Raw genomic sequence first — 20441 nt, forward strand, 5'->3', positions numbered from 1 at the left:
GGTGCACGGGCTACCCGGGCCGGTGGACCGGCCCGTCGAGGGCCGCGAGGGGGCGACCGGTGCCACCCCAGCGGACCGCGACGATCTGCGCGGCCACACTCACCGCGGTCTCCTCCGGGGTACGACCACCGAGGTCCAACCCGATCGGCGAGGCGAGCCGGGCGAGCTGCTCCGCGCCGAGCCCCGCCTCGCGCAGCAGCTTGTGCCGCTCGTCGTGGGTGCGCCGCGAACCCATCGCGCCGACGTACGCCAACCGGTGGCGCAACGCCAGTTCCAGCACCGGCACGTCGAACTTCGGATCGTGGGTGAGGACACACACCACCGTCCGCCCGTCGGCCCGGCCCGCGTCCAACTCCGTCCGCAGGTAGCGGTGCGGCCACTGCACCACCACCTCGTCGGCCTCGGGGAAGCGCCGGGCGGTGGTGAAGACTCCTCGGGCGTCGCAGACGGTGACCCGGTAGCCGAGGAACGCGCCGATCCGGGCCACCGCGGCGGCGAAGTCGATCGCCCCGAAGACGATCATCCGAGGCGGGGTGGCGTACGCGGTCACGAAGAGGCTGATGCCGCTGCCGCGACGCTGCCCGTGGTAGCCGTACCGGAGCACCCCGCTGTGCCCGGCGGCGAGCAGCCCGAGGGCGTCGACGCGGGCGGCGTCGTCGAGCCGGTCGTCACCCAGCGACCCGATCGACAGCTGGCCGGTCAGCACCAGTCGCCGGCCCAACCGCCGAGCTGGATCGGTCGGCGCCGCGCCCGGTGGATCGCCGGCGTCGGCGGCCACGCAGGTGACCACCGCCGCCGGTTGGCCGTCTCGGCGGGCGGCGGCGACCGCTGCCAGCTCCGGCAGGGCGCTGGCATCGACGCGCTCCACGAACACGTCGAGGATGCCACCGCAGGTCAGACCCACGGAGTACGCGTCGTCGTCGCTGATGCCGTACCGGATCAGCTCGGCGGTGCCGGTGTCCAGGACCCGGCGGGACCGTTCGTAGAGGTCCGCCTCGACGCAGCCGCCGGAGACGCTGCCGGTGACCGTGCCGTCGACCGCCACCGCCATCGCCGCGCCGGGCGGTTGTGGTGCGGAGCGCCAGGTGGCCACGACGGTGGCCAGCGCGACCGGCTCACCGGCGCGGCACCGGCGGTGCACCTCGTCGAACACGTCCGGCACCGGCCGCCGCCTCCCCGCCTCCGTCGTCCCCGTCCGCAGGATATGGCGTTGAACGGCGGCCGGTGGGTCAACTCATCCATCGAGGAACAGCTATTGCGCTGACGCGGCGTGGCGTGATGGGATGACGTCTACCGGGCGGTGCGAGGGCTGCCGCGCCACCGGTTGCCGGGTTCGACACACGCGAGGGCGCCGGTCCCTGACAGGACCGTTGATGGCACGCGTCCACCGGCTGGGCTTACGCCGGGGCACGTCGCCGTGATCGTCGCACCGCTCATTTCAGCGGGGCGAGCAGGCCACGTCCCGTCCGTTCGCGGCGGGGCGGCTCGGGCGGCGCGCCTCGCGAGTCAGGAGAACCCGTGAACCGTTCCCGTACGGCCGCGTTGCTCACCGCGGCCATGACCCTCGCGCTGGGCGCTGTCGCCCTGGCGTCCAGTCCCCAGCCGGCCGCCGCGCATGGCGCGGCGATGACCCCGGGCAGCCGTACCTACCTGTGCTGGCAGGACGGCCGCAGCCAGACCGGTGAGATCCGGCCGAACAACCCCGCGTGCTCCGCCGCGGTGGCGCAGAGCGGGGCCAACTCGCTCTACAACTGGTTCAGCGTGCTGCGCTCCGACGCTGGCGGCCGGACCACCGGCTTCATCCCGGACGGGCAGTTGTGCAGCGGCGGCGCCACCGGTTTCCGCGGCTACGACCTGCCCCGCACCGACTGGCCGCTGACCCACCTGACCGCCGGGTCGCGGCTGGACTTCAAGTACAGCAACTGGGCGCACCACCCGGGCACGTTCTACTTCTACGTGACCAAGGACAGCTGGAGCCCGACCCGGGCCCTGGCGTGGAGCGACCTGGAGCAGCCGTTCCTGACGGTGACCAACCCGCCGCAGCGCGGCTCGGTCGGCAGCAACGACGGGCACTACTACTTCAGCGGCAACCTGCCGTCGGGTAAGAGTGGCCGGCACATCATCTACTCCCGCTGGGTGCGCTCGGACTCGCAAGAGAACTTCTTCGGTTGCTCCGACGTGACCTTCGACGGCGGCAACGGTCAGGTGACCGGGGTGGGTCCGGGTACCGGTTCGCCGTCGCCCGACCCGACCACCCCGCCGCCGGACCCGACCACCCCGCCGCCCAACCCCACCACGCCGCCGCCGGACCCGACGACCCCGCCGCCGAACCCGACCACGCCGCCGCCGGGCGGTGACTGCATGGCGGTCTACAAGGTGAGCAGCGCCTGGCAGGGCGGATTCCAGGGCGAGGTCACGATCATGAACCACGGCAGTACGCCGTTCAACGGCTGGACCGCGAGTTGGACCTGGCCCAACGGGCAGGCGATAAGCCAGATCTGGAGCGCCACACAGACGTCGTCCGGCTCGTCGGTGACGGCGACGAACGTCAACTACAACGGCACAGTCGCACCGGAGGGCAGCACCACGTTCGGCTTCCTGGCCAGCAGCACAGGAACGAACGGACTCCCGACGGTCACCTGCGCCCGCAAGTAGCCGCCACCCCCTGAAACGATCAAGAGGTTTGCGTCACCGGAACGACTCCGGATGACGCAAACCTCTTGGTCGTTGTGGGTGTCAGCGGACCATGGAACCGACCACCGGCTTCGTGAGCAGGGCGGACTGGTTGCGCTGGATGCCCGGGTCGAGGGTCTTGGCCACGAAGATCGCGTGCCAGATGCAGAAGATCAGCACCGTCCACACCTTGCGGGAGTGGTCGGCCTCCTCCCGCTTGTGCTCGTCGAGCAGCCGCAGCGCGTACGACAGGTCGAGCAGGTCACCCGCACCCGAGGTGCTCAGTACGTGCCGGGCCCACTCGTACATCTCGCCGCGCAGCCAGACCCGGGTGGGGGTCGGGAAGCCCAACTTCTTGCGGTTGACGATGGCCGGCGGCACGACACCCTGCAACGCCTGACGCATCGCGTACTTCGTGGCGTCGGAGCGCGGCGGCAGCTTCAGGTCCACCGGGATCTTCGCCGCGACGTCGAACACCTCGCGGTCGAGGAACGGCACCCGCACCTCCAGCGAGTGCGACATCGAGATCCGGTCGGCCTTGACCAGGATGTCGCCGCGCAGCCAGGTGTAGAGGTCGACGTACTGCATCTTGGTGACGTCGTCCAGCTCGGTGCACTCGGCGTAGATCGGGGCGGTGACGTCGGTGTAGCGCACCGAGGGGTCGTAGAGGCGCATCAGGTGCTGCTTCTCCTCCTCGGTGAACATCCGCGCGTTGCCGTAGTAGCGCTCCTCGATCGGGGTGGTGCCGCGCTCCAGGAAGCTCTTGCCCTTGACGCCCTGCGGGATCGCCTTGGAGACCGCGCGCAGGCCCTTCTGCACCCCGCCGGGCAGGCCGTTGACGGTGCCCAGCGACAGCGGCTCGCGGTAGATCGTGTAGCCGCCGAAGAACTCGTCCGCGCCCTCGCCGGAGAGCACCACGGTGACGTGCTCGGCGGCCTTCTTGGCCACGAAGTACAGCGGCACCAGCGCCGGGTCGGCCACCGGGTCGTCCAGGTGCCAGACGATCTTCGGCAGCGCGTCGATCATGTCCTGCGGACCGATCTTGGTAGGGATCGTGGTCACATCCAGGTGCCGCGCCGATTCCTGGGCGACGTCGATCTCCGAATAACCCGGGACGTCGTAGCCAACGGTGAAGGTGAGGATGTTCGGGTTGAACTCCCGGGCCAGCGCCACCACCGCGGTCGAGTCGATGCCACTGGACAGGAACGAGCCGACCGGCACGTCGGAGCGCATGTGCATGCGCACGCTCTCCCGCAGCGTCTCCCGGATCTCGTGGTACAGCTTCTGCTCGTCGTCCACCGGCGCCGGCCGGAACACCGGCCGATACCACCGGCGTACGTCGATGCGCCCACCCGGGGTCCAGTTCAGGTACTCCCCCGAGCCGATCCGGCTGATGCCCTTGTGCAGGGTGCCGGGCTCCGGGACGTACTGCAGGGTCAGGTAGTGGCTCAGGTTGGCCGTGTCGACGCCCGCGTCACCCTGGTAGTTGCTGTGCGCGAACGGCAGCAGCGCCTTCTTCTCCGACGCCAGGTAGAGCCCGTCGGCGGTCTCCAGGTAGTGCATGGGCTTGATGCCGAAGTAGTCGCGGGCACCGAACGCGCGCCGCTCCTGCCGGTCCCAGATGACGAAGGCGAACATGCCCCGCAGCCGGGTGAGCACCTGCTCACCCCAGAAGTGGTAGCCGGCGACGATCACCTCGCCATCGCCGGCGGTGGCGAACTGCGCGCCGAAGTTCCTGATCAACTCCTCGCGCAACTCGATGTAGTTGTAGATCTCACCGTTGAAGGTGAGCAGGTAACGGCCGTTCGCGTAGGGCAGCGGCTCGTGGCTCGACGCGACGTCGATGATGGCCAACCGCTTGTGGGCGAACACGCCGTCCGCGTACCGGCCGGAAGCGTCGCCGACCACCTCGACCCCCGTCTCGTCGGGGCCGCGGTGGTGCAGGCATTCCAACGCTCCGGCGATGTGGTCGCGATGCGCTGCGGCGTTGCCGTTCGCGCTGAAGAAGGCCAGAAGTCCGCACATGGTGGCCATCTTTCCACGCGCGCTGTCGGCCCTTGCAGCCGTCCGTCGATCCACCCGACTCCCGGGGGCGTCAGCAGGAACCGGGCGCGCGGTACCGTCGGGATCAGCAACGAGGCGGAGGGAGCGGCGCAATGACCGAGGGACAAACCGACGGTACGCCGACGGACGGCACGGAATCGCACGATCCGGACTTCCCGGAGGCGTTCCTGTCCTTCATGCGGCAGGGCTGGCGCGACACCGCGCTCCCCGTGTCGCCCCGGCCGGAGACGCCCAACTACGCCAAGCGGCGTGCCGCGCTCTCGGCGGCCTTCCCCGGCGAGACGCTTGTCATCCCCACCGGCACCGAGAAGGTCCGGGCCAACGACACCGACTACCCGTTCCGGCCGGGCAGTGACTTCGCCTACCTGACCGGCGACCACGACGCCGACAGCGTGCTGGTGCTGCGCCCCAACGGCTCCGGGCACGACGCGACGCTGTACATGCAGCCCCGATCGTCCCGGGAGACCGACGAGTTCTTCCGCAGCCGCAACGGCGAGCTGTGGGTGGGCCGGCGGCACACGCTCAGCGAGAAGTCGACCGAGCTGGGCCTGCCCACCGCCGACCTGACCGGCCTGGAGGCGACCCTCGCCGACCTGGCGCCGGGGCGTACCCGGGTGTTGCGCGGTTTCGACGCCCAGGTGGACGCGGCCGTCCGCCAGTACGACGGACCGCGCGCCGAGGGCCAACCGGCCCGCGACCGGGAGCTGGCGATCGCCATCTCGGAGATGAAGCTGGTCAAGGACGAGTGGGAGATCGGCCAACTCCAGGACGCGATCGACGCCACCGTCCGCGGCTTCGAGGACGTGGCCCGGATCCTCCCGGCCGACCGCGCGGTCTCCGAGCGACTCCTGGAGGGTGTCTTCGCGCTGCGGGCGCGGCACGACGGCAACGACGTCGGGTACAGCTCGATCGTCGGCGCCGGCGAGCACGCCACGATCCTGCACTGGGTGCACAACCACGGCGCCACCCGACCGGGTGACCTGCTGCTGATGGACATGGGCGTCGAGGGCCGCAACCTCTACACCGCCGACGTCACCCGGGTCCTGCCGGTCAACGGCCGGTTCACCGCACTGCAACGCCAGGTCTACGACATCGTGTACGCCTCGCAGCAGGCCGGCATCGACGCCATCCGCCCCGGGGTGAAGTTCAAGGACGTCCACCTGACCTGCATGCGGGTCCTCGCCGAGGGCCTGTCCGAGCTGGGCCTGCTGCCGGTGAGCGTGGACGAGGCGATGGACGAGAAGTCGACCGTCTACCGGCGGTGGACGCTGCACGGCTTCGGCCACATGCTCGGCATCGACGTGCACGACTGCTCCAACGCCCGCAAGGAGACCTACCGCGACGGCGCGCTGGGCGAGGGCTACGTGCTCACCGTCGAGCCCGGCCTGTACTTCCAGCCGGAGGACGAGCTGGTCCCCGCCGAGCTGCGCGGCATGGGCATCCGGATCGAGGACGACGTACTGGTCACCGCGACCGGCGCGGTGAACCTGTCGGCCGGGCTGCCCCGCACCTCCGACGAGGTGGAGACCTGGCTGGCCGAGCAGCGTGAGGCAGGCCCCCGCCTGCCCGGCTGACCGCCGCACCAGCCCCGCCGCCCGACCACGCACCGGCGCCGCCGCCAGCCGATCCACCGGCCCGGCGACGCCGGTGCGTCGTTGTCGACGACCTCCGACCCCGGCCCGGCGCCGTGCTGGCGCCGCCCGGGCAGCGGCAGCAGCCCGCACCTGTGGCGTGTTCCTCCCGCTGCACCCCCACGCACGCGTTGATCCACTCGACTTCACGAAAACCGCCCCATCCAGACCGTACGGATACCGCCCTTTCCTGAAACCCGAGTGGATCACGCCCTTCGCGCGACCGACGGGACAACACCAGGGCCCGCCAACACCCCCGACCAAGACCCACCCCCGTGATCCACTCGACTTCACGAAAACCGCCCCATCCGGGCCGCACGGATACCGCCCTTTCCTGAAACCCGAGTGGATCACGCCTCGGCACGCCGGCGGCGTGGGCGGCGGGCGGCACCCCGGCCGACGGGCGGCACTCGGCCGACGGGCGGCACTCGGGCCGACGGGCGGCACTCGGGCCGACGGGCGGCACTCGGGCCGACGGGCGGCACTCGGGCCGACGGGCGGCACTCGGCCGACGGGCGTTGCCTGTCCCGCGATGGCGGCGACATTCGCCCGCTGGAGGCCGCCTTTGCGCTGCTCACACCCTTTTCACCGGCCCGGACCGCCTGCCCGGCCTCATCCGGCCTGCGCCAAATGCGGGGTTATCTCGGATAAGTCCGCGTCGCGAAGATGGTTCTCATACGGTGGGGATCAGAGGCTGCAACCCATTTGTAGCTGGTCGTGGCGCCTCGGGCGGTGCGATCCCGTCTGGTAGCAGGAGAGGGCGGAAGGCTCTGATGTCCAACGACGTAACGAGTACCGACGGCGGGGCCTCGACAGCTCCGCCGACACGACGACGGCGGGCGCTCTGGGTCGCCGGCGTTGCCGGGTTGACCGGTGTGGTCGGTCTGGCGGCCCTCGGCGGTGTGGCCGCCCGGGATGACAAGCCCAAATCCGACCAGGTGTCCGACGCGCAGCCGTCGACCAACCGGCAGAACGTCAGCGACGCTGGCGGGGCGGACGAGAACGACGCCAAGGAAACCGACGCTCAGGACCACGAGTGGGGCGGCGACGACTGGAGCGGCTTCGACGACCGGTCCGGCGACGACAAGCGTCAAGGCGACAAGCGTCAAGGCGACAAGCGTCAAGGCGACAAGCGTCAAGGCGACAAGCGCCAGGACGACAAGCGCGACGAGAAGGACCGCGGCAGGCAGGTCCCGTGCGACAACGACAAGCTGATCCAGGCGATCACCTTCGCCAACAACGAGGACGGCGGCGTGTTGGAGCTGGCCAAGGGCTGCACCTACACGCTGACCCGCAACCAGGACGGCAACGGCCTTCCGGTGATCACCGAGAACATCACCCTGAAGGGCGAGCACACCACCATCGGCCGGGAGGCCACCGCCGACTACTTCCGCATCCTCAACGTCGGCCCCGGCGGGCACCTCACCCTCAAGGGCCTGAGCATCAAGGGCGGCCAGACCCTTCAGTCCCCGATAACCGCCGACCCGGCGACGGTCTGGGCGTCGTACTCGGCTCTGACCCGCCCCACCGACACCGGCACGGCAGCGAAGCCCGCACCGGCACCGGCGACCAAGGCAGCACCCGCAACCAAGGCAGCACCCGCAACCAAGGCAGCACCCGCAGCCAAGGCAGCACCCGCGACCAAGGCAGCACCCGCAGCCAAGGCGGCACCAGCGGCCAAGGCGGCACCCGCCAAGCCTGCCGCAACGACCGCGGCCAAGGCGGCAGCGAAGCCCGCCGCGACAGCGGCCGCCAAGGCAGCACCCGCCACGACCCCCGTGGCCAAGGCGGCATCAGCAACCAAGGCCGCACCGGCCACGGCAGCGGCAACAACCGCCGTCAAGGCCGTACCGGCCACGCCCGTGGCGGCGAAGCCGGCGCCGGCCGGGTCGGCGGTGACGCCGCTGGTCGAGGAGCCCGGGTTCACCGACGGCGCCGGGGTGCTGGTGCAGCCCGGTGGGCGGGCCGAGATCCTGGACAGCGAGTTGCTCTACAACCAGTCCGGCAGCAGCGGCGGTGGGCTGGCCAACTTCGGCAGCACCAGGCTCAGCAAGACGACTGTCGCGCACAACACCGCGTTCTTCGCCGGCGGCGGCATCTTGAACGCCGGCGTACTCCAGGTCGACGAGTCGAAGATCAAGGACAACACCGCAATCATCGGTGGCGGTGGCATCTCCAACGGCGCGCCGGCGATTCGCAGCGAGGGCGTTGTGGGCGGTTCGGTCTGGGTCTACAAGAGCGAGATCACCGACAACGAGACGCTCGGCTTCGGCGGCGGCGTGCTGGATGTCGAGGGCACCACGACGCTGCACCAGACGACGGTCGGTGACAACACCTCGGTGCTCGAGGGTGGTGGCGTCGCGGTGGCGGACAGCCAGCTCACCCTCAAGGACGCCACGGTGGTCAGGAACAGCACCGCTCGCGAGGGTGGCGGCCTGTTCGTGAGCTCCGACAGCGTCGCGACGATCGAGAGCAGCAGGATCAAGGACAACACCTCGGGCTTGTGGGGCGCCGGCCTCTACAACGACGACGGCGTCACGACGCTGCGCGACAGCGAAGTGGTGGGCAACCGGGCCGTCGGTCCGTTCGCCCGCGGCGGCGGCATCGTCAACGCCGAGGGGAGCGAGGTCAGACTCCACCGGACGACGGTGGCGCACAACTTCTCCACCCTTGAGCCGGGGGGCATCTTCAACAGCATCGGCGGCGAGGTGACGCTTGACGACGAGTCGGCGGTCACCGCCAACCGCCCGACCAACTGCTTCAACGTTTCGGACTGCTTCGCCTGATCGGGTGGGGCTGAACCACATAGAGAGGTACGCCCCTCCGCGCCGTCGCCGGCTCGGAGGGGCGTACCCGTTTTGGCAGGTCAAGAGGGGTCTACGGCCGTCCTGGGCGGCAGTGGGCCCGGCGGGGTGTCCCGACCCTTCCCGACGTGACATGAACCGAATGTTGGGTTCTCTCGGATAAGCCCGCGAGGCGAGGAACCTTCTCATACGGTGGTTTTGGGAGCTACAACCGATTTGTAGCAGGGGACACCCGTCTGACGGCGGCGACCCTGTCTGGTACGAGGAGAGGGCAGAGAGCTCCGATGTCCAACTACCTAACGAACAACGAAGCCTCCGGGCGGGCGACGGCCAAGCGCCGCCGCAAGCTCTGGCTCGCCAGTGGCGTGGCCGGTTTGACGGGCGTGATCAGTCTCGCGGCGGTTGGCGTCGCGGGCAGCGCCGGAGCCGTCGGCCTGAACTGGAACACCGCGCAGGTCAGCAAGGACGGCGACCAGCGGGGTGACGAGGGACGCGACTGGGACAAGGACAAGGGCCGGGACAACGACAAGGACCGGGACAAGGACCACGAGCGCGGGAAGGAGGTGCCCTGCGACACCGACAAGCTGATTCAGGCGATCGTGTTCGCCAACAACAAGCACGGCGGTGTGCTGGAGCTGGCCAAGGGCTGCACCTACAACCTGACCCGCAACGACTACGAGGGCAACGGCCTTCCGGTGATCACCGAGCGGATCACGCTCAAGGGCGAGCACACCACGATCTCTCGGGAAGCCACGGCGGACTACTTCCGCATCCTCAACGTCGGCGCCGGTGGTCACCTCACCATCAAGGGCCTGACCATCAAGGGTGGCCAGACCCTCGAACTGTTCAACGGTGTCGAGCCGGCGGCCGTCTGGGCGTCGTATTCGGACTCCGAGGCGCTCGCCGCGCAGGTGAAGGCGGGCACCCCGTTGACCCAGGCGCTCACCGCGCGGCAGGCCAACCCGAAGGCGAGCCTGGCGGCCGCGCCGAAGGTCACCAAGAAGGTCACGCCGGGCGTCGTCACGCCGCTCGTCGAGGAGCCTGAGGAGAACGACGGCGCCGGCATCCTGGTCCAGCCGGGCGGCACCGCCGAGATCCTGGAATCCGAGGTCGTCCTGAACCAGTCGGGCGGCAACGGCGGTGGCGTGGCCAACTTCGGCACCACGAAGATCTGGCACAGCACCGTCACCCGCAACACCGCCTTCTTCTTCGGTGGCGGTGTCTTCAACGCCGGCCTGCTCAAGGTCGAGGAGTCGAAGATCACCGACAACACCGCCGTCATCGGTGGTGGCGGTATCTCCAACGGCGCCGCGGAGATCTTCACCGACGACGTCGACGGTGGAACCGTCGAGCTCAAGAAGGCCGAGATCACCGACAACGAGACGCTCGGCTTCGGCGGCGGCTACCTCGACATCGAGGGCAACACCACGGCGTACGAGACGAAGTTCGCCTCGAACACCGCGGTCCTCGCCGGTGGCGGCCTCGCGGCGGCGGACAGCCAGCTCAACCTGCACCACGTCGCGATCGAGAAGAACAGCACCGCCGGTGTCGGTGGTGGTGTGGCCATCGCCTTCGACAGCGTGGTCACGTTCGAGAAGAGCGCCATCAAGGACAACACCGCCGGCTTCTTCGGCGGCGGGCTCTTCAACGCTGGCAGCGTCACCACGCTGCGCGACAGCGAGGTCGTCGGCAACCGGGCCGTGGGCCCGATCGGGGTCGGCGGCGGCATCTTCAACATCTTCGGCGAGGTCAACCTGTCGAAGACGAACGTCGCCCACAACTTCTCCACCTTCGAGCCGGGCGGTGTCTTCAGCTTCTTCGGAGAGGTGAACGTGGACGACAAGTCCGCCATCACCGCGAACCGTCCGACGAACTGCCTGGCCATCCCGGGCGGCACCATCGAGAACTGCTTCGCCTGATCAAGCACGACACCAGCACAACGGACCGGCCCCCTTCCGCGCCACGCGGAAGGGGGCCGGTTCACGTCGCTACCTCTGGACGAACACCGCCACGCTGCGCGCCGGGACGCTGAACGTGCCCGCCGCCCGGTCGAACGAGGCGGTACGCAGCACCGGATCGGCCGAATCGACAAGCACCGGGTGCAGTGCGACGTCCGCACCGCGCAGGTCGGTCACCGTCTGCGTCGCCGTCTCCGGGGTGCCGTTGAAGACGACTGTCACCGACTGCCACGCCCCGCCCAGCCCCCGGGCGTCCATCGTCATGGTCAGCACGCCCGGCGTCTCCTGCTCCCCGGACAGCGGGAACGCCACCCGCCGCTGCACCTGCTCGGCGGTGGCCAGCCCGAACACCGGCGACGACGCCCGGATGCGCAGCAGCTCGGCGTACCTGGCGTTCGTGGTGTTGATCGCCGCACAGTCCGGCACCAGCGCCGGGTCCGCCAGCAGCGGCAACGCGTACGACCACTTGTCCTCGTTGTCGGGCGCGGGCGGCAGACCGGCGCCGAACCCGTTGCCCCGTTCACAACCCCAGCGGATCTGGTTGAACCAGTCACCGGAGTTGTACGAGTTGCGGTCCAGCGACTTCGACCGCAGCCGCTCGGTGCCGGCGGTGACGAACCCGGTGCCCTGCCCCAGCACCACGGTGCCCAGGGCCAGCACCTGCATGCGGGAACGGTCCGCCGCCGAGGTGGTCTGCGGCAGTTTGTACGCCAGCGCGTCGTACAGGATCTCGTTGTCGTGCGCGTCGACGTAGGTGACGGCCTCCCCCGGCGCCGCGGTGTAGCCGGCCGGGGATCCGTTGTAGTCCACCTGCTCCCCGGTGACCTGCCGCCCGGCGGTGTCGGTGAACCGGTAGCCCCGCAGGTTGCCGGTCAGACCCACCTTGATCAGGTCGTGGGCGTGCAGCAGGCGGGCCTTCTGCTCGGCCGGTGACCCGTTGACGTCGTCGCCGTTCGGGTCGGTGTGGAGCCCGGACGCGAAGCCCTGCACCCGCGGGTTGGTGTCGAACGGCCCGCCGCCGCGCACCGCGTCGCGCAGCCGGTCGTTGAAGGTGCCGATGCCGGTGCCGGCCATGTTGGCCTGGGTGGCCTGGACGAACCGGGAGTCGTTGGCGACCTCGCCGAAGTTCCAGCCCTCGCCGTACAGCAGGATCGACCGGCCGTCCACGCCATCGCGGGCGACGGTCAGCCGGTCCAGCGCCTGGCGGACGGCCAGGATGTTCGCCTTCGGGTGGTGACCCATCAGGTCGAACCGGAAGCCGTCCACCTTGTACTGCCGCGCCCAGGTGACGAGCGAGTCCACGACCAGTTTGCCCATCATGGTGTGCTCGGGGGCGGTGTTGGCGCAGCAGGTGGAGTTGGCGACCGTGCCGTCCTCCAACAACCGGTGGTAGTAGCCGGGCACGATCTGGTCGAGCACCGACTTCGGATCGGTGCCGGCCGCGGCCGTGTGGTTGTAGACCACGTCCATGACGACCCGCAGCCCGGCGTCGTTCGCCCCGGCGACCATCCGCCGGAACTCGGTGGTCCGCGCCGCCCCGGCCGGGTCGACGGCGTAGCCACCCTCGGGCACGGTGTAGTGCAGCGGGTCGTACCCCCAGTTGTAACCGTCGGTGTCGGCGACCGCCGCCACGCACTTCTGCTGCTCGGCGGAGTCCGGCGGGAGCGCGGCCAGGTCGCAGTCGGGTTGACGCTGGTCGGCCCGCCGCTCCGGGATCGTCGCGAAGTCGAACGCCGGCAGCAGGTGCAGGTGGCTGACACCGGCGTCACCAAGCGCCTTCAGGTGGGTCATGCCGGCGGTCTTCGGGTCGGTGAAGGCGAGGAACGTCCCCCGCCGCTCGGCCGGCACGGTCTCGTCGGCGATGGAGAAGTCCCGCACCGACAGCTCGGTGATCTGCGCCTTCGCCGGGGGCACCGGAGCCGGTTTGCGCAGTGTCCGCCAGCCCGTCGGGGCCAGCGCCGGGTCGTTCAGGTCGACCAGCTGGCTGTGCGTGGAGTCCGCGGCGAGGGCCACCGAGTACGGGTCGGTCACCGCCGCGGTGACCATCTTCTGCGCGGCGGGCTGCCACGCCCGCACCTCGTACCGGTAGTACTTCCCGGCCCAGCTCTGGTCGCCGCGCGCCGACCACACACCGGTGCGGTCGTCGCGGCGCATCGGCACGGTCCTAGGCGACGCGGTGGGCGAGTCGAACAGCTGCAACGCCACCGTGCGCGCGGTCGGCGCCCACAGCGCGACGCTCGGCGTCCGACCCGCGAACGTCGGCCCGAGGGTGGCGTCGGCGGCCCGCGCGTACACGTCGTCGAGCACACCGGGGATCTGCACGCCGGTCGCCGCGAGCAGGGCACCCTCCGCGTCGCGCTCGGTCACCAGCACCTGCCCCCGCAGCGCCGCCGGGACCTTGGCCAGGTCGCCCCGATCAAGGGCGAAGCTACGGTACGACCACAGGTGCGGGAACCTCGTGCGCTGGGCCTCGGTGAGCCCGTTGCGCTGCGCCCGCAACGGCAACGTCGAGTACGCCCCGGTGAGCTCCCCGTCGACCACGCCGACCCCGCCCTCGGGCGCGACGACGAGCGCGTACGTCCTGCCGTCGGTCGGCGACGTCTGCCACGCCACGGTGGACCTGTCGATCCAGTGTGCCTTCTGCTTGCCGATGTCGGTGTCCCCGCTGGCGGTGGTCGCCGTCGTCGGCAGCAACCGGCCCGGCGTGGCGGCGAGCAGCCACACCTCCCGGCCCGCGCCGGCCAGGTCGAGCCGCTGATCGTCGGGCAGGTCCTTGGTGTCACCGTTGTGGATGACGTAGTTCAGCGCGGTCGCGCCGGCCGCCAGCGGCACCTGGAACACCGCCCCGAACGCGTCGGTCCGGACGGGCTTCAGCGGCGTCGACCACTCGGTCGGGTTGGCCGCCCCGTCCCACACATGCAGGCCCCAGCCGTCGTAGGTGTTGTCGGCCCGCCGGTAGTGGATCACCGCGGTGCCCTCCTCGACCGGCGGGTCCGGCTCACCGGTGGCCGCCTGCCGGGTCGGGTAGATCGTCGGGTCGCCCTGTTTGAGCCAGATCTCCCCGGTGGAGGTGACGTCGATGCTGCGGTCCTGGGCGACGTCCTTCGTACCAGCCTTGTCGACGACCAGGAAGTTCACCGACGTCGCGCCCGGCTTGAGTTTCACCCACGCGAACCGGCCATAGGAGTCCTCCCCCACGAACGGCTGCCCGCTGGGCCACTCGGTGACGTACGCCGGGTCGATGTCACCCCAGGCGTACAGCCCCCAGTCGTCGTACCCACCCGCGGGACGCTGGTAGTGCACCACCGCCCACTCCCGCGAACCGCCGGGCGGGGGCGTACCCACGGTGGCGGTGGACCGGGCCGTCGCGGTGCGGCCCCGACCGTCGCGGACCACCGCCCTGTACTCGACCCGGGTGCCGCCGGCCAGGCCGGTCAGGTCGTGCTGCACGGTGTACGGCGCGTGGTCCGCGCTGCCCAGCAACGTCCACCGCCCAGCCGCGACCCGGGCGGCGACGGTGACGGTGGCGAGGGGGTCACCTGTCACCTGGGCGGTGACCGCGGCCCGGGTGGCGACCGGCGCGTCCGGGGTCGGGCTGGTGATGGTGACGGTCGGCTTGCCGGCCGCCTGCGCGATGGGGGTGCCGGCCCGGTACACCACCGCCGACAGCGGCGCCACGGTCAGGCTCAGCTTGCCGTCGGCGCCAGCAGTGGCGGTCGAACGGGCCGGGGGCGCTCCGGCGCAGCATGCGCCGCCGGCCTGTTCGCCGCCCGCGCCGCCGTAGATGCCGGTGAAGGTTGCGCCGGCCGACCAGGTGTCCACGGTGACAGTCTGCGCGGTGTCGGCGTTGTTCACCGCCACCACGTACTCGGTGCGGTCGGCGGTGGCGATCCGGGAGGCGGCGAACACGCCCGGGCCGTCGGCGGCGTACCGGGTGACCTGCACGCCGTCGCGCAGCGCGGGGTGCGCCTGGCGCAGCCGGCCCAGCTCGGCGATGGTCCGGTACAGCGGGTGGCCGGTGTCGAACTGGTCGCTGGCGTGGGTGCGGTCGGTGCCGAGCAGGTCGTCGTCGAGGTAGTCGGGCACCTTCGACGCGAACATGTCCTGCCGGGCGTCCTTGTCCCCGCCGGGTCCGGTGAAGCCCTGCTCGTCGCCGGAGTAGATCACCGGTTGGCCCCGGGTCAGGAACATCAGTTGGTGCGCGAGCTGGTCGCGGCGCAGGTGGCTGGCCGGGTCGGTGCCGCCACCGGCGATGAACGAGCCGATCCGGCCCATGTCGTGGTTGCCGAGGAAGGTGGGTGACCGGCCCGCGTCGGTGTCCCGGGCGGCATAGAGGTCGTCGCGGGCGTACACGTCGGCGAGCGCCTTCGCCGAGCCGGCGCCGGCGGTGTACCCGCGCGCGGCCTCCTGGAAGGCGAAGTCGAGAGTCGCCGGCAGGCCACCCTGGCGCACGTAGCTGGAGCTGATCTCCGGGTCGGCGCTGTACACCTCACCGAACATGAAGAAGTCCTTCTTGCCGGCCTTCTCGGCGGCCCGCTCGATGCCCTGACTGAACTGCGGCCAGAACTCCATGTTGACGTGCTTCACGGTGTCCAGCCGGAACCCGTCGACGCCGATCGCGCCGATCCAGTCCCCGTACGCCTTGGTCATCCCCCGGACCACCTCGGGACGCTCGGTCCACAGGTCGTCGAGGCCGAAGAAGTCGCCGTACTCGCTGTTCTCGCCCGCGAAGGTCGAGTCCCCCCGGTTGTGGTACATGGTCGCGTCGTTCAGCCACGCCGGAACCTTGACGCTCGCGTCACCCGGCTCCGGAAGGACCGGGGTGTACGGGAAGGACTCCTTGTCGACCGGCGGGAACGCGCGGCTGCCGTCGGCGTAGTTGCGATCCTCGAACGCCCGCCCCTGCGCGTCGGTGTACGGCGAGGTCGCCTTGTCCACGTACGCGTACGTGTCCTCCGCGTACTTGATCACGTCGGCGGTGTGGTTGACGATCACATCGAGGTAGATCTTGATGCCGCGCCGGTGAGCGAGCGTGACCAGCCGCTTCATCTCCTCATTGGTGCCGAAGTGCGGGTCCACCTGGGTGAAGTCGGTGATCCAGTAGCCGTGGTAGCCGGCCGAGATGTCGTCGCCGGCGCCCTGCACCGGCCGGTTCTTGAAGACCGGGGCGAGCCAGATGGCCGTGGTGCCCATCCCCTGGATGTAGTCGAGCTTGTCGATGACGCCCTTGAGGTCGCCGCCGTGGTAGAAGCCCTTGTCGGTCGGGTCGAGCCCGGTCCGCAACCGGTCGCCGGTCAGCCCGCCCCGGTCGTTGCGGGGGTCACCGTTGGCGAACCGGTCCGGCAGGACGAAGTAGAACTGCTCGGCGCGCGCCGAGTTGTCGCCCGCCTTGAGCAGCGCCTCGGCGGTGGGTTCGGCACCCCACTGCGCGGCGCCGGTGGGGGCGAACGCGGCGGCGTCGGACGACCGGGCAGCGGCGGCGGCCGGATGCGTGGCGACCGGAGTGCCGACGAGCGTGAGGGTGAGCAGGGGGACGAGGGCCAGCAGGGCGGTGCGCGGTATCGGCGTGGGTCTCATCGACGCCTTCCTCTGGTCGTGATGCGCCGCACGCTAACCCTTGCCGAAACATTCTGCAATGCCTTGCAAACACGGTCGTAACACAGCAGCATTCTTGCGGAAGCGCCACTCAGAATCCGCTACAGCGCACCCCGTCGACGGTGCACTCACGCGGGGTACTGGAGGTCCGCTCCAGGTGGAACCGCAACGACACCGACCCACCGGGCCGCACGTCCACCCCACTGACGTACGTGAAACCGTCGCCCGACTGACGAAGCGTCCCCTGTGGCACGCCCTCCACCCACGCGGTCACCAACCGCCCACCGGAGAACTCCAACCGGACCGTCCACCCACGACTCTGCGCGGACCGGTTGACCATCGACACCTCGCCGATGAAACCCCCGTCGAAGCTCTGCACCACCCCGTACCGCCCACTCATCGCCGACTGCCCCTGCGGCGCCCGACTCGGTGACCGCGTCACCACCGGTCCACTCCCCGTCGCGCCGACAGACGGGACGACCGACGGTGACCGCGACCCCGCCGACGCGCTCGGCGGCAAGCCGCTCGCCCGCCCGGACAACCCCGGCCGCACCGGCGGAGGCGACGACGCCGGGCCGGGAGCGCTCGGCAACCCCACCCCCGTGGGCAGCGGCACCACCGGGGGCACCGGCGCGCCGTCCGGCGCGGGACTACGCCCCCGGTACGCGCCCAGGGCCAAGAAGAGCAGGACCACCATCACGAGGACACCAACGCCCACCACGATCCAGGGCGACGACACGATCGCAGCCCGACCGCGCGACAGCCGCGGGGCACGACGCATTCCGGACATGTACCTCCCTCAGCGCACCGTCCGGGCAGCCTAGCGATCGGCGGCCGGAGCCGAAAGCGCCAACGGCACGCCCCGCCGCGGCACCGACCCGGCTCAGCCGAGCCGGCAGTCGACACCGTTGATCGTGCACCGGAGCGGCCGCTGCGCCGACTCACCCCAACCGACCCGCAGCCGCACCGCCCGAGAGTCACCCGCCTCCAGCGAACGCGTGCCGCGCACCACGAACTCGCCGTCCCCCCGACCCCGCACCGAGACACCCGAGTCGTCGGTGGCCCGCAGAGCCCATAGGTCGTCGTCGAACGCCAACTCCACCGACCAGTCCACCGACTCACCCGACTCGTTCACGATCGACAGCACCGCGGCGTCGCCGTCCCAGCCGTTCTCACCGACCTGGTACCGGGCACCCACCGTGCCGTTCGTCGGCGTGACCGGCACGACCGGCGCCGCCGGAGCGCTCGTCCGCACCGGAGTCGGCGAACTGGCCAGCGTGGTGGCCCGCGGCGACGGCGTCCGACTACTGCGCGACGGCCGCGGCGACACCGAGCGCCGCTCCACCGCGGCCGGACTCGGCCCACCGCTGGCCGACGAGGCAGCCGGCACGGTCGGCAGGAACACCGAAGGCGCGGCCCGCGGCACGACGTCCCGCTCCCTGGTCCGGAACGACAGCAGCGCGATCACCAGGAGCACCACCAGCGCACACACACCGAGCAGCACCACGACCCACGGCATCGATGCCAATACCCGCGCCGCTCGTGTCCCTGCCGCACCATCCGGCCGCACCGCCATCAGGTCTCCCCTCAACCCCACCGACGCGACAGCGTAGCCAGCACCGCACCCACCGGAAACCCGGCGGGTACGGATCGCGCCAACCGGCCGGCAGGCCACGGAAAACGGCTCGACTCCACCGACGATCCCGGTGGGTCAGGCCCGGTCCAGGCCCACCCCCCGAGGTCACACGTCAGCGCGGCGGCACCCGCACCTCGATTTCGGCACCCAGTCGGGCATCCGCGGCCAACCCCAGGTCGTCACCGCTCCAGAACCGCCCCGGGTCGTACCAGTTCGGACGCCGCCCCGCCGGCAGCAACCCCATCGCCTCGTAGGTCACCGCCACCACCTCGGCGCAGTACGCCGTCTCCAACGCCCGATCCCGTTCCCCGGCCGAGCCAGTCGGGTTGCCGGAGGTGGACGAGTTGGCGTGGGTGGACGAGTTGCCGTGGGGAGCCGGGCTGCCCGGGCTGCCCGGGCTGCCCGGGTTGGCCGGGCTGCCCGGGTTGGCCGGGCTGGCCGGGCTGGCCGGGCTGCCGTCGGTGGCCGGGGCTGGCCGAGGTGCTGGCCGGCCGGGGAGCGCCAGCGCCGACAGGCGGCGGCGCGGCAGGGACGGCACCCGACCACGCACCCAACGCCACGCCAACTGCGCGGTCGACGGGAACGGCGTGCCGTCCAACCTTGCGATCGTCCGCAGCACCGCCCGCTCCATCTCCCCGTCGGCAGGCGGGTCGAGTTGCCGTAGCCAGGCCCGTTGGCCGTACCGGTTCGCCCAGACGCAGACCGCGTCCCGCAGGTCGTGCAGTTGGACGCCGCGCTGGTGGGTGCCCGACCACAGATCCGGCAACGACCTGCCCAACTCCGCGTGCCACATCAACGGCGGCATGTCGTCCAGCACGACCGCCATCCCGACGTGGTTGACCGGGCTGTTGGTAATGGACTGGATCGCCCGGTCCGGCACGCTGCGCCCCCGGAACACCCACACGTCGCCGGTACGGGTCAGCTCGACGGCCTCATCCAGGCTGATGCTCATGAGGGACTAGCCTAGGCCGATGCGGCAAGGATTGCGGTGGTGGAAGGTCCTCGGGCTGGCCGGCCTCGCTGGCGTGGCGGCCTCCGGCGTGGTCATCGCGCGGGCCGAACGGCGGCGGCGCGCCTACACCCCGGAGGAGATCCGGCAGCGCCTGCGGGAGCGTCACGCCCAAGCCGGCGACGCCGCGAAGTCCGCAGACGGCGCCTGACCACCCCGACCGACCGTATCCCCGCAACACCGCCCTCGCGCCTCCCTCATGGACGGTGTTCGCGACCGCCACCGCTCGCCGCATCGGCTCGGGCGGAGTCGGTCGGGCAGGGTTATTTGACCGATTTACCCTGATACGGGGGATAGTCGAAAGCGCAGGCGGATGCGCGGGAGGCGTGCCTCGTTCGGGCCGGAACCGGAACCGGCCATGGTCCACTCGGGTTTGCCAACATCGCGGTGTCCAGGCCGCACCGATACCGCGATATCCCTGACCCCGAGTGGATCATCGCCCTCCTCCCATGTGATGGGAGCACCGTATGGGCGATTTGTTCAACCTAGCGAGCTTCGTCCCATGACCGGGGTCACCGTGGCGGCGGAATCGGTGGCCGGGCGGGGTCGTTATACCTGGCACGCCACCGCGACCGTCGAGTCGTGGAGCGCGGCAGCCGCCGGGAACACCTGGCAGGCCGCCCCGGTTACATCCCCCGCGACGCCCGAGCAGGTCCCCCGGATCGCCGGCGTTGCCGTGAACCTCCCCGCACGACCACACCCCCAGGGTTGTGTGGGCACCCCCGATGCAGAGGAGCACGCCATCATGCGTACCGATCTGATCCGTAAGACCGCCCTGACCGCCGCCGGCCTCGCCTTCACCGGAGGCGCCATCGCCGGACCCGTCACCACCGCCTACGCGGCATCCGACGCCAAGCCCACCAGCCAGACCCAGACCGACCGCAAGCCCTCGGGTGAGCGGGAACTGGGTGTGCGCTACGAGGCGCAACCGAACTTCTACTACTGCGGCCCCGCCGCCACCCGCAACGCCCTGTCCGTGCAGGGCAAGAACATCAACGTCGACGACATGGCCAAGGAAATGGGCACCACCGAGGCCGGCACCAACAGCATCACCGACATCACCCCGGTCCT

Annotated in this window: 13 protein-coding genes; 7 read left to right on the plus strand and 6 right to left on the minus strand. The window is 70.7% G+C overall.

What is annotated here, in order from left to right:
- Positions 1-10 precede the first annotated feature (10 nt).
- Entirely contained in the window at positions 11-1162 is a 1152-nt protein-coding gene (locus tag AB0C25_RS27525; protein WP_357377077.1) for an XdhC family protein, read from the minus strand.
- 395 nt (positions 1163-1557) lie between these two features.
- On the opposite strand from AB0C25_RS27525, the gene AB0C25_RS27530 reads away from it, so the two are divergent.
- Entirely contained in the window at positions 1558-2655 is a 1098-nt protein-coding gene (locus AB0C25_RS27530) for a lytic polysaccharide monooxygenase (RefSeq protein WP_357377096.1), read from the plus strand.
- An 81-nt stretch (positions 2656-2736) separates the two neighbouring features.
- Here AB0C25_RS27530 and asnB read toward each other — a convergent pair whose 3' ends face one another.
- Positions 2737-4698: an asparagine synthase (glutamine-hydrolyzing) gene (asnB, locus tag AB0C25_RS27535; protein WP_357377078.1), complete on the minus strand. Its 1962-nt coding sequence runs from the start codon at positions 4696-4698 to the stop codon at positions 2737-2739.
- 131 nt (positions 4699-4829) lie between these two features.
- Here asnB and AB0C25_RS27540 point away from each other — a divergent pair, with 131 nt between their 5' ends.
- The 3 genes from AB0C25_RS27540 (at position 4830) to AB0C25_RS27550 (ending at position 11091) form a co-directional block, all read left to right on the plus strand.
- The gene (locus tag AB0C25_RS27540; protein WP_357377079.1) at positions 4830-6311 is read left to right on the plus strand and encodes an aminopeptidase P family protein; all 1482 of its coding nucleotides are present in this window, start codon (positions 4830-4832) and stop codon (positions 6309-6311) included.
- Between the two features lie 830 nt (positions 6312-7141).
- Positions 7142-9154, plus strand: a complete 2013-nt coding sequence (locus AB0C25_RS27545) for a hypothetical protein (RefSeq protein WP_357377080.1) — start codon at positions 7142-7144, stop codon at positions 9152-9154.
- Between the two features lie 302 nt (positions 9155-9456).
- Positions 9457-11091 carry a hypothetical protein gene (locus AB0C25_RS27550; RefSeq protein WP_357377081.1) on the plus strand — a complete coding sequence of 545 codons (1635 nt, stop codon included), beginning with the start codon at positions 9457-9459 and terminating at the stop codon, positions 11089-11091.
- Between the two features lie 69 nt (positions 11092-11160).
- Here the strand turns inward: AB0C25_RS27550 and pulA are convergent, their stop codons facing one another.
- Both pulA and AB0C25_RS27560 read right to left on the minus strand, forming a co-directional pair.
- A complete protein-coding gene (gene pulA, locus AB0C25_RS27555) occupies positions 11161-16707 on the minus strand; it encodes a pullulanase-type alpha-1,6-glucosidase (protein WP_357377082.1) in 5547 nt (1848 codons plus the stop codon).
- Positions 16708-16816: 109 nt separating this feature from the next.
- The gene (locus AB0C25_RS27560; protein WP_357377097.1) at positions 16817-17065 is read right to left on the minus strand and encodes a hypothetical protein; all 249 of its coding nucleotides are present in this window, start codon (positions 17063-17065) and stop codon (positions 16817-16819) included.
- A 13-nt stretch (positions 17066-17078) separates the two neighbouring features.
- Between AB0C25_RS27560 and AB0C25_RS27565 the strand changes: the two genes are divergently transcribed.
- The gene (locus AB0C25_RS27565) at positions 17079-17549 is read left to right on the plus strand and encodes a hypothetical protein (protein WP_357377083.1); all 471 of its coding nucleotides are present in this window, start codon (positions 17079-17081) and stop codon (positions 17547-17549) included.
- A 59-nt stretch (positions 17550-17608) separates the two neighbouring features.
- Here the strand turns inward: AB0C25_RS27565 and AB0C25_RS27570 are convergent, their stop codons facing one another.
- Both AB0C25_RS27570 and AB0C25_RS27575 read right to left on the minus strand, forming a co-directional pair.
- On the minus strand, positions 17609-18244 hold the full coding sequence (locus AB0C25_RS27570; RefSeq protein WP_357377084.1) for a hypothetical protein: 636 nt from the start codon (positions 18242-18244) through the stop codon (positions 17609-17611).
- Between the two features lie 229 nt (positions 18245-18473).
- Positions 18474-19313: a hypothetical protein gene (locus AB0C25_RS27575; RefSeq protein WP_357377085.1), complete on the minus strand. Its 840-nt coding sequence runs from the start codon at positions 19311-19313 to the stop codon at positions 18474-18476.
- A 19-nt stretch (positions 19314-19332) separates the two neighbouring features.
- Here AB0C25_RS27575 and AB0C25_RS27580 point away from each other — a divergent pair, with 19 nt between their 5' ends.
- Positions 19333-19521, plus strand: a complete 189-nt coding sequence (locus AB0C25_RS27580) for a hypothetical protein (protein ID WP_357248815.1) — start codon at positions 19333-19335, stop codon at positions 19519-19521.
- A gap of 351 nt (positions 19522-19872) precedes the next feature.
- Positions 19873-20441, plus strand: a 569-nt coding sequence (locus AB0C25_RS27585) for a C39 family peptidase (RefSeq protein ID WP_357377086.1), incomplete at its 3' end; no start/stop codon positions are given.

This window comes from Micromonospora sp. NPDC048839, assembly GCF_040649915.1.
Taxonomy (GTDB): domain Bacteria; phylum Actinomycetota; class Actinomycetes; order Mycobacteriales; family Micromonosporaceae; genus Micromonospora.

What these genes read in the sequence shown, in the direction of transcription:
- AB0C25_RS27530 (WP_357377096.1), top strand. Translation starts at nt 1,558, where the DNA reads ATGACCCTCGCGCTGGGCGCTGTCGCCCTGGCGTCCAGTCCCCAGCCG.
- asnB (WP_357377078.1), bottom strand. Translation starts at nt 4,698, where the DNA reads ATGTGCGGACTTCTGGCCTTCTTCAGCGCGAACGGCAACGCCGCAGCG.
- AB0C25_RS27540 (WP_357377079.1), top strand. Translation starts at nt 4,830, where the DNA reads ATGACCGAGGGACAAACCGACGGTACGCCGACGGACGGCACGGAATCG.
- AB0C25_RS27545 (WP_357377080.1), top strand. Translation starts at nt 7,142, where the DNA reads ATGTCCAACGACGTAACGAGTACCGACGGCGGGGCCTCGACAGCTCCG.
- AB0C25_RS27550 (WP_357377081.1), top strand. Translation starts at nt 9,457, where the DNA reads ATGTCCAACTACCTAACGAACAACGAAGCCTCCGGGCGGGCGACGGCC.
- pulA (WP_357377082.1), bottom strand. Translation starts at nt 16,707, where the DNA reads ATGAGACCCACGCCGATACCGCGCACCGCCCTGCTGGCCCTCGTCCCC.
- AB0C25_RS27560 (WP_357377097.1), bottom strand. Translation starts at nt 17,065, where the DNA reads ATGGTCAACCGGTCCGCGCAGAGTCGTGGGTGGACGGTCCGGTTGGAG.
- AB0C25_RS27565 (WP_357377083.1), top strand. Translation starts at nt 17,079, where the DNA reads ATGAAACCCCCGTCGAAGCTCTGCACCACCCCGTACCGCCCACTCATC.
- AB0C25_RS27570 (WP_357377084.1), bottom strand. Translation starts at nt 18,244, where the DNA reads ATGCCGTGGGTCGTGGTGCTGCTCGGTGTGTGTGCGCTGGTGGTGCTC.
- AB0C25_RS27575 (WP_357377085.1), bottom strand. Translation starts at nt 19,313, where the DNA reads ATGAGCATCAGCCTGGATGAGGCCGTCGAGCTGACCCGTACCGGCGAC.
- AB0C25_RS27580 (WP_357248815.1), top strand. Translation starts at nt 19,333, where the DNA reads ATGCGGCAAGGATTGCGGTGGTGGAAGGTCCTCGGGCTGGCCGGCCTC.